At 65.4% G+C, this 14,390-nt stretch carries 12 protein-coding genes; 9 read left to right on the plus strand and 3 right to left on the minus strand.

Translation table 11 applies throughout. From position 1 onward, the window contains the following. Positions 1 to 25: 25 nt before the first annotated feature. On the plus strand, positions 26 to 1,966 hold the full coding sequence (acs, locus tag FSZ31_RS06705; RefSeq protein WP_147123226.1) for an acetate--CoA ligase: 1,941 nt from the start codon (positions 26 to 28) through the stop codon (positions 1,964 to 1,966). 37 nt (positions 1,967 to 2,003) lie between these two features. On the opposite strand, the gene ypfJ is transcribed toward acs, so the two are convergent. Next, positions 2,004 to 2,903, minus strand: coding sequence for a KPN_02809 family neutral zinc metallopeptidase (ypfJ, locus tag FSZ31_RS06710; RefSeq protein ID WP_147122622.1), 900 nt, complete (start codon positions 2,901 to 2,903; stop codon positions 2,004 to 2,006). A 159-nt stretch (positions 2,904 to 3,062) separates the two neighbouring features. Here ypfJ and FSZ31_RS06715 point away from each other — a divergent pair, with 159 nt between their 5' ends. The 8 genes from FSZ31_RS06715 (at position 3,063) to FSZ31_RS06750 (ending at position 13,342) form a co-directional block, all read left to right on the plus strand. Beyond that, positions 3,063 to 3,854 (plus strand): 3-hydroxybutyrate dehydrogenase, encoded by a 792-nt coding sequence (locus FSZ31_RS06715; protein ID WP_147122623.1) that lies wholly within the window; start codon positions 3,063 to 3,065, stop codon positions 3,852 to 3,854. After that, positions 3,851 to 4,492: a DUF4893 domain-containing protein gene (locus tag FSZ31_RS06720; RefSeq protein ID WP_147122624.1), complete on the plus strand. Its 642-nt coding sequence runs from the start codon at positions 3,851 to 3,853 to the stop codon at positions 4,490 to 4,492. The genes FSZ31_RS06715 and FSZ31_RS06720 overlap by 4 nt, the downstream gene beginning before the upstream one ends. Before the next feature lie 61 nt (positions 4,493 to 4,553). After that, positions 4,554 to 5,885 carry an amidohydrolase gene (locus tag FSZ31_RS06725; RefSeq protein ID WP_147122625.1) on the plus strand — a complete coding sequence of 444 codons (1,332 nt, stop codon included), beginning with the start codon at positions 4,554 to 4,556 and terminating at the stop codon, positions 5,883 to 5,885. A 116-nt stretch (positions 5,886 to 6,001) separates the two neighbouring features. Continuing rightward, positions 6,002 to 6,319, plus strand: coding sequence for a hypothetical protein (locus FSZ31_RS06730; protein WP_147122626.1), 318 nt, complete (start codon positions 6,002 to 6,004; stop codon positions 6,317 to 6,319). Positions 6,320 to 6,539: 220 nt separating this feature from the next. Then, entirely contained in the window at positions 6,540 to 7,928 is a 1,389-nt protein-coding gene (locus FSZ31_RS06735; protein WP_147122627.1) for a TIGR03013 family XrtA/PEP-CTERM system glycosyltransferase, read from the plus strand. Beyond that, complete coding sequence (gene prsK / locus FSZ31_RS06740; RefSeq protein ID WP_161595979.1) at positions 7,925 to 10,039, plus strand: XrtA/PEP-CTERM system histidine kinase PrsK; 2,115 nt, start codon at positions 7,925 to 7,927, stop codon at positions 10,037 to 10,039. Before FSZ31_RS06735 ends, prsK begins: the two co-directional genes overlap by 4 nt. Further along, positions 10,036 to 11,415 (plus strand): PEP-CTERM-box response regulator transcription factor, encoded by a 1,380-nt coding sequence (gene prsR, locus FSZ31_RS06745; protein ID WP_201739139.1) that lies wholly within the window; start codon positions 10,036 to 10,038, stop codon positions 11,413 to 11,415. The genes prsK and prsR overlap by 4 nt, the downstream gene beginning before the upstream one ends. A 37-nt stretch (positions 11,416 to 11,452) precedes the next feature. Further along, positions 11,453 to 13,342: a tetratricopeptide repeat protein gene (locus tag FSZ31_RS06750; protein ID WP_147122629.1), complete on the plus strand. Its 1,890-nt coding sequence runs from the start codon at positions 11,453 to 11,455 to the stop codon at positions 13,340 to 13,342. 36 nt (positions 13,343 to 13,378) lie between these two features. Here the strand turns inward: FSZ31_RS06750 and FSZ31_RS06755 are convergent, their stop codons facing one another. Then, positions 13,379 to 13,723, minus strand: coding sequence for a GntR family transcriptional regulator (locus tag FSZ31_RS06755; protein WP_147122630.1), 345 nt, complete (start codon positions 13,721 to 13,723; stop codon positions 13,379 to 13,381). A 66-nt stretch (positions 13,724 to 13,789) separates the two neighbouring features. Next, the gene (locus tag FSZ31_RS06760; protein ID WP_147122631.1) at positions 13,790 to 14,374 is read right to left on the minus strand and encodes a nitroreductase family protein; all 585 of its coding nucleotides are present in this window, start codon (positions 14,372 to 14,374) and stop codon (positions 13,790 to 13,792) included. Between the last annotated feature and the right edge of the window lie 16 nt (positions 14,375 to 14,390).

Genomic DNA, 14,390 nt, shown 5'->3' on the forward strand with positions numbered 1-14,390 from the left:
AAAGAAAATCACAGGAGACGCGATGATGTCCGCCGAAATCCACAAGGTCCCCGCCGCACTGGCGCGCGTCGCACACGTCGATGCGGCGGACTATGATCGGCTCTACGCGCAATCGACCGGCCCCGATGCTGACGCTTTCTGGCGCGAAGAGGCGAAGCGGATCGACTGGATGACGCCGTTCACGACGGTCAAGAACGTGTCGTTCGACAAGGACGATTTCCGCATCGAATGGTTTGTCGACGGCGTCCTCAACGTCAGCGCCAACTGCCTCGACCGCCATCTCGACACACGCGGCGACGAGACCGCGATCATCTTCGAAGGCGACGAGCCGGGCGAGGGACGGCGGATATCGTATCGCGAACTCCACGCTGAAACCTGCCGTTTCGCCAATGTGCTGAAAGCGCAGGGGGTCACCAAGGGCGATCGCGTCACGCTTTACATGCCGATGATCCCAGAGGCGGGCATCGCGATGCTCGCCTGCGCGCGGATCGGCGCGGTTCATTCGGTCGTGTTCGGCGGTTTCTCGCCCGACAGCCTCGCCGGACGCATCCAGGATTGCGACAGCGCCTTCGTCATCACCGCCGATGAAGGCATGCGCGGCGGCAAGGCAATTCCATTGAAGGCCAATGTCGATGCCGCGCTCGAACAGTGCCCCGGCGTGACCTCGGTCATCGTCGTGCGGCGCACGGGCGGTGATGTCTCGATGATTGCGGGTCGCGACGTCTGGTATCACGAGGCGCGCGAGAGCGTGTCGGACGCCTGCGCACCCGAACCGATGAATGCCGAAGACCCGCTGTTCATCCTCTACACCTCGGGATCGACCGGCAAGCCCAAGGGGGTGATGCACACCACCGGCGGATACCTGCTGTGGGTGACGATGACGTTCCACTATGTCTTCGATTACCGGCCCGGCGAAGTGTTCTGGTGCACCGCCGATGTCGGCTGGGTCACCGGGCACAGCTATGTCGTCTACGGCCCGCTGGCCAATGGCGCGACGACGGTGATGTTCGACGGCGTGCCCAATTATCCCGATTTCGGGCGCTTCTGGGAGACGGTCGAACGGCTCGGCGTCAACATCTTCTACACCGCGCCGACCGCGATCCGCGCGCTGATGCGCGAAGGCGACGACTGGGTCACGCACCACAATCGTTCATCGCTGCGCCTGCTTGGCACCGTCGGCGAGCCGATCAATCCCGAGGCATGGGAATGGTATTGGCGCGTCGTCGGCGAGGAGCGCTGCCCCGTTGTCGATACCTGGTGGCAGACCGAGACCGGCGGGATCATGATCGCGCCGTTGCCCGGCGCGACCGACCTCAAACCCGGCAGCGCGACGAAGCCCTTGTTCGGGATCGTGCCGCAGCTGGTCGATTCAGAGGGCGGCGTGCTTGCCGGCTCGACGAGCGGCAATTTGGTCATCGCCGACAGCTGGCCGGGGCAGATGCGGTCTTTATGGGGCGATCACGCGCGCTTCATCGAAACCTATTTCACCACCTATCCGGGCAAGTACTTCACCGGCGACGGCTGCCGCCGCGACGCCGACGGCTATTACTGGATCACCGGCCGCGTTGACGACGTCATCAACGTCTCGGGTCACCGGATGGGCACCGCCGAGGTCGAGAGCGCACTCGTCGCGCACCACATGGTCGCAGAAGCGGCGGTCGTCGGCATGCCGCACGACATCAAGGGGCAGGGGATCTACGCCTATGTCACATTGAACGCGGGCGAAGACGGCGACGACGCGCTCCACGATGAACTGCGCCACTGGGTGCGCAAGGAGATCGGCCCGATCGCCAGCCCTGACGCGATCCACTTCACCCCCGCGCTGCCCAAGACGCGATCGGGCAAGATCATGCGGCGAATCCTGCGCAAGATCGCCGAGGGCGACACGAGCAACCTTGGCGACACCTCAACGCTCGCCGATCCGTCGGTGGTCGACGCACTGATATCGGGCCGGATGAAGAGCTAAACCTTCGCGGCTGCCCCCGAGCTTGACTGCTGCTGGATCAGACGGGTGCGTTGAACGTGTCGCACTGCGCCGGGTTGCCGGTCTCGATGCCGCGTTTCAGCCAGGTCATGCGTTGCTGCGAACTGCCGTGGGTGAACATGCTCTCGACCGGGTTCTGCCCCGCCGATTTCATCAGCGTGTCATCGCCGATCTGATGCGCGGCCCGCAGGCCTTCCTCGACGTCACCGGGCTCGACCGCGGCGCGCCCATGTGCGTCCTTGGCTCGGGCGACCCACACGCCGGCATAGCAATCGGCCTGCAGCTCGACACGGACCTGGATGGCATTGCCCTCGGCTTGCGACGCGCGCGCCTGCATTCCGCGGGCCTGGTCGAGCACGCCGGTCAAGTCCTGGATATGGTGGCCAACCTCATGCGCGATAACATACGCCTGGGCGGTGTCGCCGCCCGCACCCATGCGTGACGCCATTTCGTTGTAGAAGGCGGTGTCGAGATAGATGTTCTTGTCGGTTGGGCAGTAGAACGGCCCCATCGCCGACTGTGCCGCGCCACAGCCCGACTGCGCCGAGCGATCATAGAACGACAGCACCGTAGGCTGATAGCGTTCGCCCTGTTGCTGGAAGATCGAACCCCAGACCTGTTCGGTCGATGCCAGCACCTTGCAGGAAAATGCTTCTGCGGCGGTGTCGCAGGCGACGTTGTCGCCGCTGCTCGTCTGGCTCGCGGGAGTTCCGCCGGTGAGGCCAAGGCCGCCGCCCGAGAACATGAAATACCCGACGATCGCGATGATGATGATCGTGCCGAACCCCATTTTGCGCCCGAGCAACATCGGCAGCAACCCGATCAATCCGCCGAGGCCACCCCCGCCGCCGAAACCGCCGCCGCGTCCGGTGCCGAGATCGCGAACATTCTTGCTGGGGTCGAGATCGTCGAGGCGCATATTGGGTCTCCTGGTTCGGCCGGTCGCATCATCGATGCGTCCCTGCGGGTCGTTCCGCGATTGAAACATTGTCTGTCAGTCGAAACATTGGACGGGGCTGATGGTTCCTGCCACCAAGACGATGACGCAATATCGGGCACCACATCTTCGGGAGGAACAATGTCGGCCAATCTTAAAGGCAAGACCGCGCTGGTCACGGGATCGACGAGCGGCATCGGTCTGGGCATTGCCCAGGCGTTGGCGCAAGCGGGGGCGAATATCGTCATCAACGGCTTCGGCGACGCCGGCGACATCGAGCGCGAACGCGCGGGGCTCGCCGCCGCCAGCGGTGCGGGCGCCTGGTACTCCGACGCCGACATGACCGACGCCGATGCGATCGCCGCGATGATCGATTTTGCCAATGACAGGGCGGGCGGTATCGACATCCTCGTCAATAATGCCGGGACGCAATATGTCGCGCCGGTCGACGCGTTTCCGGTCGACAAATGGAACCTCATCATCGCGCTCAACCTGACCGCGGCGTTCCACACGACGCGGCTCGTGCTGCCGCACATGAAAAAGGCGGGTTGGGGGCGAATCATCAACACCGCATCGGCGCACTCGCTCGTCGCCAGCCCCAACAAGTCGGCCTATGTCGCAGCCAAGCACGGCATTGCGGGCCTCACCAAGACCGTCGCGCTCGAAGTCGCGCAGGCCGGGATTACCGTCAATGCGATCAGCCCCGGCTATGTCTGGACGCCGCTCGTCGAGAACCAGATTCCCGACACGATGAAGGCACGCGGCCTGACCCGTGAGCAGGTCATGAACGACGTCCTGCTCGCTGCGCAGCCGACCAAGCAGTTCGTCACCGTCGACCAGGTTGCGGCGATGGCGCTGTTCCTGTGCAGTGATGCGGCGTCCGCGATCACGGGGGCGAACCAGGTGATCGACGGAGGCTGGACCGCGCAATGACGGGTCGCCGGGCAATTGCGATCGTCGCGCTGGCTCTGGCGGCTGGCGGCTGTCAGACGATCGCTCCTTCGGCACCCGCCGAGGTTGCCGACCAGCGCCCGACCGACTGGCGCAGCGTCGCCAGCACCGCCGACCGAAAGCGGATTGCGGGCTGGCGCACAGCCTGGGTTGCCGCATTGCGCGCCGCGCGCGCCGCCGGGCATGGCGATGAGCTGGCCGCGCGGCCAGCGTTGTTCGACCCGGACGCGGCGCTGCCCAATCCCTACATTCCTCCCGGCGACTATCGCTGTCGCACGACCAAGCTTGGCGCGAAGTCGGCGGGCCTGCTCGATTATGTCGCTTATGGCTGGTTCACCTGCCGGATCGCCGCCGAGCAGGACATTTTCAGCTTTGCCAAGCTGACCGGTTCGCAGCGGCCGGTCGGCCTGCTGTTCGACGACAGCGACCGGCGGCAGGTGTTCCTGGGGACGCTCCAGCTTGGCGACGAGAGCGGCATCATCGATTACGGGATCGATGGCGATCGCGACATGGCGGGACTGGTCGAGCGCATCGGTGCCAACCGCTGGCGCCTCGTGCTGCCCTATCCGGCGTTCGAATCGCTGCTCGACGTGATCGAGATATCGCCGCCCGTCGACTAGGGTTTGCGCTTCGGCACGCGGGGGCTAGACTGTCGCCGATATCATTCCCGGGGGACCAGCCATGCGCATACCGATTTCACTCGTCACTCATGCGGCGATTGTCGCAATGGCCCTGGCGTCGCCGGCAATTGCCCAAGCGCAGGACCTGCGCGCCGATGTCGCACGCGACATGCCCTCGCTGATGGAGCTCTACCGCACGCTCCACAGCAATCCCGAGCTCAGCCGTCACGAGGTTAAATCGGCTGCGCGGATGGCAGAAGAGGCGCGCAAGCTCGGTTTCACGGTGACCGAAAAAGTCGGCGGAACGGGCGTCGTCGCGGTGATGGAAAACGGCCCCGGTCCGGTGCTGATGATCCGCGCCGACATGGACGCGCTGCCGGTCAGCGAACAGACCGGACTGCCGTTCGCCTCGAAGGTCCGCGTGACGACCGAAGCGGGCGTCGAAACCGGCGTCATGCACGCTTGCGGACACGATACGCACATGGCCGCATGGGTCGGCACCGCGCGACGCATGGCGGCGATGAAGGACCAGTGGTCGGGAACGCTGATCATGATCGGCCAGCCCGCCGAAGAGGTCGGCGCGGGCGCGCAGGCGATGCTCGACGACGGCCTCTACACACGCTTTCCCAAGCCCGATTACGCGCTCGCCTTTCACGACGCGGCGCAGTTTCCGGCGGGCATGATCGGCTATACGCCGGGCTATGCCCTGGCCAATGTCGACAGCGTCGATATCACGGTCAAGGGCGTCGGCGGCCACGGCGCCTATCCGCACACGACCAAGGACCCGATCGTCCTGGCGAGCAAGATCGTCATGGCGCTGCAGACCCTGGTATCGCGCGAAGTCGATCCGCAATCGCCCGCCGTGGTCACGGTTGGCAGCTTCCATGCCGGGGCCAAGCACAACATCATCTCGGACGAGGCGAAGCTCCAGCTGACTGTGCGCAGCTACACCGACGAGGTTCGCGACCAGTTGCTGAGCGGCATTGCGCGGATCGCCAAGGGAGAGGCAATCGCCTCGGGCCTCGACGAGCCGCATATGCCGGTGGTGAGCGTTCGGCGCGATGAATACACGCCTTCGACCTACAACGTCCCGGCCTTTGCCGAACGCTTTGCCAAGCTTGCGACCGCGCGTTTCGGCGCTGATCGCGTGGTCCAGGCTCCGCCGGTGATGGGCGGCGAGGATTTCAGTCGCTTCTACCGCGCCGACAAGACCATCGAGAGCCTGATCTTCTGGGTCGGCGGCGCACCGGCGGCCGATATCGCTGCCGCGGCCAAGGGTGAGAAGACGCTGCCGTCGCTGCATTCGCCGTTCTGGGCGCCCGATGCAGCCGCGGTGATCGCCACCGCGACCGAAGCGCTGACCGCCACCGCGCTCGACGTGCTCAAGAAATAGCATCGCTGCCAATCGCCTGAATTCGTTGCGGAGACCATCGAACATGCGTTCGGGAACCGATACGGCAGCGAAACCGTTATCGCGCTTACGAACAATTATTTCGAGGGAGATGGAAAATGGTCGATGAACGCGTAACCACGACGGATGATGGCGTAACAACCGAGCGGGTCGTCGAACGAACCGACAGCCGGCCCGACACCGTTTATGTCGAAAAATCGGGCGGCGGTGGCGGCTTGCTCGTCGGTTTGCTGATCCTGATCGCGCTCGCGGTCGGCGCGTGGTTCCTGCTCGCCCAGAACAACAGCGAAGTTGCCAAGGACAATGCCGTAACCGAGGCCGCATCGAAGGTAGGCGATGCTGCCGACAATGTCGGGCAGGCTGCGCAAGATGCCGGTGCGGCTGTTCAGGATGCCGCCGACGGCGACGGCAACTAAGCCAAAAATAACGGCTCTCCCGCTGTCTCTGCCGGCCACGCATCCGGCAGCGGTGGCGGGGCGGGCGCGGCTGCCAACCGGCGCCGCGCCCTTTTGCCGAGAGGCGCGCGAAACGGTTGCCCTTGCGGTAACTGTAAAATTAACCGACACTTTACCGCTGGGTGATACGTCATCCTTCAGGGCCGGATAAATCGGCTCGCAGGGGATCGTTCGATCGACCATGTTGCGGGTTTTCAAACATTACATTCCTTATGCGGTGCTCGGCTTGGGTCTGGTCGACCTCTTTGCGTTGTTGCTCGCGGGCGAAATCGGTTGGCAGTTGCGCGCTTTCCAGATCGCGATGGATCCTGGCCATCCCGGCGGGCGGCTGGTGCCGCTGGTCAGCTTCGCCCTCAGCATCTGGCTGGCGATGGTCGCTGTCGGAGCCTATTCAAGCGAGGCGTTGCTGTCGGTTCGTATCGCCATCACGCGGTTGCTCGCGGCGATCTCGCTTGGCGTGATCTTCCTGTCGCTGATGAATTTTCTTGCGCCCGGCGCGACGCTGTGGCGGTCGAATTCGCTCTACGCGATGGTCGCGGCAATCATCATTGTGATTGGCCTGCGCCTGATTGTCAGTCGGGCGATCGACACGCGCAATTTCCGGCGACGTATTGTTGTACTCGGCGCGGGGCGCCGCGCCGAACGGATCCGCCAGCTGGCGCTGCGACCGGGCTGCGGCTTCACCATCGTCGGCCTGATTGCGATGGCCGAGGGGCCGTACGTCGTCGCAGATGCGACGCCGCGCAGCGGGATCGCCAACCTGGCGCGCTATGTCGTCGAACGCGACGCGACCGAGGTCGTGCTGGCGCTCGAGGAGCGGCGCAACGCCCTCCCGCTCGACGACCTGCTCAGGATCAAGACGACCGGCGTCCACGTCAACGACATATCGAGCTTTTTCGAACGCGAAACTGGGCGCGTCGATCTCGACAGCGTCAACCCGAGCTGGTTCATCTTTTCCGACGGTTTCACGGCCGGGCAGCGGCTTTCCAAGGTTTCCAAGCGCATTTTCGACATCGTCATGTCGCTCGCGCTGCTGGTCCTGGCTATTCCGTTGGTGGCGCTGTTCGGCCTTGCCGTGAAGCTCGGCAGCGCCGGGCCGATCTTCTATCGTCAGACGCGCGTCGGACTTTATGGCCAGACCTATGACATCATCAAGCTGCGCTCGATGCGGCAGGACGCCGAAAGCGGCGGCAACGCCGTCTGGGCGAGCGAGGACGATCCACGCGTGACGACGATCGGTCGCTGGATGCGCAAGCTTCGGATCGACGAATTGCCGCAGAGCTGGTGCATTCTCATGGGCGATATGAGCTTCGTCGGGCCGCGGCCCGAACGCCCCCAGTTCGTTGACGAGCTGCAGGCGCGGATCCCCTTTTATGCCGAGCGTCACATGGTCAAACCGGGCCTGACCGGCTGGGCGCAGATCAACCTGCCTTATGGGGCGTCGATCGACGACAGTCGTGAAAAGCTCGAATATGATCTCTATTACGCAAAGAATTACACCCCCTTCCTCGACGTGCTGATCCTGTTGCAGACATTGCGTGTCGTGTTGTGGCCCGAGGGCGCGCGATGATCGCGGCGATGCAACCGGGCTGGGACGCGATGTCGTTGATCGCCACGCTGGCAGGCGCGCTGTTCGTGGCTTTGGCGGTGTGGTCAGTACGCGGCGGCACCGAAAGCCTGAAACGGCGCCTGGTGCTCGGCGCGGCGCTGCTAGCCTCGGGTCTGTGGGCGGGATTTGCGGGGGTTTTTCCAGCCGCCTCAGCGGCCTCGGCGATCCTCGAGACGCTACGCAACGCCAGCTGGCTCGGCTATATGTGGGTTGTCTCGGCGGAGTTGGGCAGGCAAAATTTTCCGCGCGCCGTGCGGCTAATCTACAAGATCGTCGCGATCCTGATCGCCAGCCTGGCGCTGATTCAGCTGTGCGACCTGGCGGGCCTCATCACGACGGCGCGCGCGCCGCTTGTCCAGTCGCTCTACGTCAATCTCAACCTGATCGTCGCGGCCGGCCTGCTCGTCCTCGTCCACAATCTCTACGGCATCCTTTCGCCCGCCGCACGCCATGGCCTGGGTTCGGCGCTCGCCGCGCTGACCGCGTTGTGGGCCTACGACCTCAACATTTTTGCGATCGACATCGTGTCGGGAACGCGGGCCGACGAGCTGATCGCGCTGCGACCTGCGCTCAGTATCCTGCTGATCCCGCTGCTCGTGCTGGCGCGCCGCCAGGGGGAGGGGATCCGCCTGACGGTATCGCGCCGCATCGCGTTCCAGTCGCTCTCGTTGGTGGCGATCGGCATGTACCTCGCTGCTATGACGTTGACCGCGAATGTCATGCGCTCGCTGGGCGGCGATTACGGGCGCCTCGCGCAGCAAATGGTGTTGATGGGTGCGCTGGCGGCGTTGCTGCTGCTCGTCGCGTCGCCCGGATTTCGCGCCTGGCTACGCGTCAAGATCAGCAAGCATTTCTTTCGCCATCGCTACGACTATCGCAGCGAATGGATGCGGTTTACCGAAACCGTCGGCCATCCTGCGGCGACCAACGGTTCGCTCGAATCGCGCGTCGTCAAGGCGCTGGCTGATATTACCGGCTCGCCGGGCGGCGCGCTGATGCTCCCCGACGCCAATCTGACGCTCGGCCTCGAACAGACCTGGCACTGGGACGATTTTTCCGACGCACACCACATCGTTCCCGCCGCGATCGCCGAGTATCTGCAAGCCTCCGAACGCGTGATCGAATTCGACGTCGTGCGGCAAAACCCGGCCAACGAAGACGTCGCATTGCCCGGATGGATGCTGGCCCGGCCAGCGATCTGGGTCGCGGTGCCGCTTGTCCATTTCGGCCGCCTCGTCGGCCTCGTCGTGCTCGCCCGGCCTGCGCATGCCCGGCGGCTCGACTGGGAGGATTTCGACCTGTTGAAAACGGTCGGCGGGCAGGTCGCGAGCTACCTCAGCGAGGCGGAAAGCCAATATGCCCTGTCCGAGGCGCGGCGGTTCGATGAATTCAATCGCCGCTTCGCCTTCATCATGCACGATATCAAGAATGCCGTCAGCCAGTTGAGCCTGCTTGCGCGCAATGTCGAACGCCACGCCGACAATCCGCAATTCCGCCAGGACATGGTCGAGACACTCAACATCTCGGCGGCGCGGCTCAACAAGCTGCTGGCACGCCTGTCGCAGCACCACAAGGGCAAGGAAACCCGGCCCGTCCGGCTATCGTTGCGTGCGGTGGTCGACGTCATCGTCGCCGACAAGCACGCGCTGCATCCGGTCCTTGTCGGACATGATTGCGCGATCGAGGCTTTTGCCGACCGCGATTGTGTCGAACAGATCCTCGGGCATCTCGTCCAGAACGCGATCGACGCGAGCGACCCCGGCGTCCCGGTTCGAATTGCGATCCGGGAAATCGCTCAATCGGTTGCCATCGACGTGATCGACCATGGCTGCGGAATGAGTCCCGAATTCATTCGCGACGACCTGTTCAAGGCCTTTTCATCGACCAAACAGGGCGGTTTCGGCATCGGCGCTTTCGAGGCCCGCGCGCTTGCCCAGGCGATGAACGGCCGGATCGAAGTCCAAAGCCGACCGGGGCAGGGCAGCCGCTTCACCCTGTGGCTGCCCAAAGCCGACGCCGCGGCGGCCGGCGAAATCGCACCCAAACAAGACAATGACAGGACCGCCGCATGAATGCGCCCGCCGACATCCATGGCCCTCGCAAATTGCTCGTGATCGAGGACGATCCCGGCCTGCAGAAGCAGCTGCGCTGGGCCTATGACGATTGCGAAGTGCTGATTGCTGGCACGCGCGCCGAGGCGATCGAGCAATTGCGCGCGCACGAACCCGATATCGTCACGCTCGACCTCGGCCTGCCGCCCGATCCCGACGGGACGAGCGAAGGCTTCGCCGTCCTCGCCGAACTGCTCGCGCTCAAGCCCGACCTCAAGGTCATTGTCGCCTCGGGCCATGCCGCACGCGAAAGTGCGCTCAAGGCGATCGCCCAGGGCGCCTATGATTTCTATTCGAAGCCGATCGACATCGACGAGCTCGGCCTGATCGTCCGGCGCGCGTTTCACGTTACCGAGCTCGAGCGCGAGAACCGGCGCCTTGTCGACCTCGCCGTCGCCGAACCGGGCATGGCAAAGATCCTGACCGGCGCGCCAGAAATGCACAAGGTCATGCGGACGGTCGAGCGCGTCGCGACGACCGATGCTTCGGTCCTGCTGCTCGGCGCGAGCGGCACGGGCAAGGAGTTGCTCGCCCATGGACTGCACGATGCCAGCGCACGCAAGGACGGTACATTCGTCGCGATCAATTGCGCCGCGATCCCCGAGAACCTGCTCGAAAGCGAGCTGTTCGGCCACGAAAAGGGAGCCTTTACCGGCGCGGTCAAGACGACGCCGGGCAAGATCGAGATGGCGCACAAGGGGACGCTGTTCCTCGACGAGGTCGGCGACATCCCGCTCAGCCTGCAGGTCAAGCTGCTCCGCTTCCTCCAGGAACGCGTCATCGAGCGCGTCGGGGGGCGCAAGCCGATCGCGGTCGATACGCGGATCGTCTGCGCGACGCACCGCGATCTCGACGCGATGATCGCCGCCGAAAGCTTTCGCGAAGATCTCTATTACCGGCTCGCCGAGATCGTCGTGAAAATCCCGGCGCTGGCCGATCGTCCGGGCGATGCCGCCCTGCTCGCTCGAGCCTTCGTCCGCCGCATGGCGCCCGAGGTCAACTCGGCGGTCAAGGGCCTGTCCCCCGGGGCCCTTGCCGCGATCGACGCCTGGCGCTGGCCGGGGAATGTCCGCGAGCTCGAAAACCGGATCAAGCGCGCGGTGATCATGGCTGACGGCAAATACGTCTCGGCCGAGGACCTCGACCTGCCCGACAGCGATGCGCCTGGCGAGGTCGACGTCATAAACCTCAAGGCCGCGCGCGAGGTCGCCGACCGCAAGATGATCCGCCGCGCGCTCGCCCGTGCCGACGGCAATATCTCGGCCTCGGCCAAGATCCTCGGGATCAGCCGCCCGACGCTCTACGACCTGCTCAAACAATACGACATGCAGGACTGAGATGACCTTCGGTCGATCTCTGCTTTGCTGCGCCCTGATGCTCGCGCTCGCCGTGTCGGTTGGGCCGACAGAGGCAGGCGCAGGGCCCGATGCGCCGAGCGCCGAAGCGCGCGCGGCGGTCAATCGCGCTTTGGGTTACGAGCGCAGTCGCGACTATCGCGCGGCCCGCGTCGAGGCGCTCAACGCGGTCCGCGCCGATCCTGCCTGGTCACCTGCGCACATCGTCCAGGCGCGCGTCGCCATCGCGCTCGGTGATGCCATCGCCGCGAGCGAAGCGATCGATGCCGCGCGCGAATCGGGTGCCGATCCTGCCAGCCTGCGCACGCTGTCGGCGCACGCCGCAATCCTGCGCGGCGAACCGCAGGAAGCGCTCGATATCCTTTCCGACGGCCCTGGTCCGGGGCAGGCCTATGCCGCGCGGCTCCGTGCCATCGCCTATCGCGCGCTCGGCGATACCGACAGCGCAGGTGCCGCGCTCGACGCGGCGGTGGCCATCGATCCGCGCGACGCTGCTACCTGGACCGAGATAAGCCGCTTTCGCCTGAGCAATGCCGACGCCCTTGGCGCAGCCGAGGCGATCGATCGCGCGATCGCGCTCGATCCGCGCGACATCGATGCGGCGCGGATCAAGGCGGTGCTGGTGCGCGACCGCTATGGCCTGATCGCCAGCCTGCCGTGGTTCGAGGCGGCGCTGGCAATTGCGCCGTCGGATATCGATGCGCTGGTCGAATATGGCGCCACACTGGGCGATGCGGGGCGCTACACCGACATGCTCGTCGTGCTGCGCCGCGCCAATGCGCTTGCCCCACGCGATCCGCGTCCGCTGTTCCTCCAGGCAGTGCTTGCGGCGCGGGCAGGGAACTATACGCTCGCGCGCAGCCTGCTCGAGAAGACCGGCGGGCAGCTCGACGGTCAGCCATCGTATATGCTCGTGCGCGGGCTCGTCGAAAACAGCCTCGGCGCGCACAGCACGGCGTCGAACTGGGCAACACGCCTGCTTAGCCGCCAGCCGGGCAACGAGGCGGCGCGCCGCCTGCTCATCGATGCCAGCCTCGCGGCAGGATCGAGTGCGACCGCGTGGAGCGCCGCGGCGCCGCTCGTCCGCGGGCGGATCGCCGACAGCTGGGACCTGCTCGGCGCAGCGCAGGCCTATGCCGCCAGCGGCCAGGCCGGTCAGCCGGTCGACCTGATCGACCAGGCGGCGGTCTTTCCCGGAGTGACCGGCGCGATTGCCTTGGGCGAACGCGCGGCTGACGACACGCGTGGAGGCGATGCGGCGACGGCCCTTCCGGCAATTCGCCGCGCGCTCCAAGAGGGCAATACCGCCGGCGCCGATGTGGCCGCCTTTGCGCTGGCGCGTGCTGCGCCGGGCGTCCCCGATGCACGGATCATCCAGGGTGACGTTGCAATGGCAGCGGGACGAACGGGCGAGGCCGCGACACATTATCGCGAGGCACTGTCGATCCGCGTCGACGAGGCGGCGACGCTGCGGCTGGTCGATGCGCTGATGCGCAGCGGCAAGCGCGATGCGGCGATCGATGCGCTGACCGGCTTTCTCAGCACGACGCCACGCGCGATCGACGCCAACCGGGTCGCGGCGTCCTTCTATCTGGATGCGCGCGACTGGGATCATGGCATCGCCACGCTCGAGGCGCTGCGCGCACGGCTGGGCGGTCGCGATGCCGTCATCCTGTCGCAGCTTGGCCGCGCCTATCTCGGCAAGGGCCAGGCATCGCGCGCGCGCGATCTGCTTCGTGCGGCATACGAACTGCAACCCGGCAATGCGGGGGTCGCGAGCCTGTTCAGCCTCGCTTTGTCGCGGAGTGGCGGGAGCAGAAAGGCGGCGCGCGATCTGGCGATCAAGGCAGTTGCGATCGAGTCGGGCAATGCGACCTATCGCGATCGGCTCAAAGCTTTCGAACGCTGATTGTATCGAGAGTCTGCGCGTGCCGCGCGGGTCGGCTCAGGCGTCGCTGCGCGCGACGTCCTCTACCGCGATCCCGATGCGTTCCATGTGGCGCGCGATGGGCGGCCAGATATTGTCGAGGAAATCGCGCCGCATCATCGCCCGCAGCTTCGCCTGAGCGCCATCGGCGACGAACATGCCGACGCCGCGCTTGACCACGACCAGCCCGTCATCCTGAAAGGTTTGATAGGCCTTGGCGACGGTCAGCGGGTTGGCGCCTTCCTCGGCGGCGAGCGCGCGAACCGACGGCAACATCTCGCCGTCGGCATAGGTGCCGTCGAGGATCGTCGCCGCGATGGTGTCGCGCAGCTTGAGGTATACGGGCTTGTTGGGATCGATCATCCCGCGTTATTGCCATAATACAGTGGGGCGGTCAAGCCGTGTCTCGCCGCCCTATCGCTGGTTTTGCTAGGCCTCGGGCGACCAGTGGCGCATGACATCGCCGAGTGCGGGACGCAGGCGCTCCTCAGGCGAATCGGGCAACGTGCCGATAAAGACGAATCCGGCGATACGATCGTCGCCGCGGGCGCCGAGCGCGCTGGCTACCTCGTCGTTGTAGGCGGCCCAGCCGGTGATCCAGCTGCCGGCAAAGCCGTGCGCATGGGCTGCATGAAGCAGGTTCATCGTTGCCGCGCCGCACGACAGCTGCTGCTCCCACAGCGGGATATGGCTCGTCGTGTCGGGGGCCGAAAGGATGACGATCAGGCACGGCGCCTGATGCGCAAAGGCGGCGACCGCTTCGTGCTCGAGCCGTCCCGCATCGGGCCGCTCGCGACGATAGGCTTTGTCGAGCATTTGCGCGAATTCGGGCCGGTTTTCGGTGTCGATAACGACGAAGCGCCACGGCGCCAGCTTGCCGTGATCGGGCGTGCGCGCGGCGATCGTCAGGATCGCGTCGAGCTGTGCGGGCGACGGGCCCGGCGCGACGAGTTGGCGCGGCTTCCCCGAGCGGCGGGTGGCAAGGTACGAAAGCAGGCTTGTTGTATCGTTCATCGTCATGACAGGCGCC

Origin of the sequence: Flavisphingopyxis soli, assembly GCF_007995095.1 — a bacterium.
GTDB classification, from domain to species: domain Bacteria; phylum Pseudomonadota; class Alphaproteobacteria; order Sphingomonadales; family Sphingomonadaceae; genus Flavisphingopyxis; species Flavisphingopyxis soli.

Excerpts from the sequence above, each read along its gene's own strand:
- FSZ31_RS06720 (WP_147122624.1), top strand. The coding sequence starts at position 3,851 with ATGACGGGTCGCCGGGCAATTGCGATCGTCGCGCTGGCTCTGGCGGCT.
- ypfJ (WP_147122622.1), bottom strand. The coding sequence starts at position 2,903 with ATGCGCCTCGACGATCTCGACCCCAGCAAGAATGTTCGCGATCTCGGC.
- prsK (WP_161595979.1), top strand. The coding sequence starts at position 7,925 with ATGATCGCGGCGATGCAACCGGGCTGGGACGCGATGTCGTTGATCGCC.
- FSZ31_RS06760 (WP_147122631.1), bottom strand. The coding sequence starts at position 14,374 with ATGAACGATACAACAAGCCTGCTTTCGTACCTTGCCACCCGCCGCTCG.
- prsR (WP_201739139.1), top strand. The coding sequence starts at position 10,036 with ATGAATGCGCCCGCCGACATCCATGGCCCTCGCAAATTGCTCGTGATC.
- FSZ31_RS06750 (WP_147122629.1), top strand. The coding sequence starts at position 11,453 with ATGCTCGCGCTCGCCGTGTCGGTTGGGCCGACAGAGGCAGGCGCAGGG.
- FSZ31_RS06735 (WP_147122627.1), top strand. The coding sequence starts at position 6,540 with ATGTTGCGGGTTTTCAAACATTACATTCCTTATGCGGTGCTCGGCTTG.
- FSZ31_RS06715 (WP_147122623.1), top strand. The coding sequence starts at position 3,063 with ATGTCGGCCAATCTTAAAGGCAAGACCGCGCTGGTCACGGGATCGACG.
- FSZ31_RS06725 (WP_147122625.1), top strand. The coding sequence starts at position 4,554 with ATGCGCATACCGATTTCACTCGTCACTCATGCGGCGATTGTCGCAATG.
- acs (WP_147123226.1), top strand. The coding sequence starts at position 26 with ATGTCCGCCGAAATCCACAAGGTCCCCGCCGCACTGGCGCGCGTCGCA.
- FSZ31_RS06730 (WP_147122626.1), top strand. The coding sequence starts at position 6,002 with ATGGTCGATGAACGCGTAACCACGACGGATGATGGCGTAACAACCGAG.
- FSZ31_RS06755 (WP_147122630.1), bottom strand. The coding sequence starts at position 13,723 with ATGATCGATCCCAACAAGCCCGTATACCTCAAGCTGCGCGACACCATC.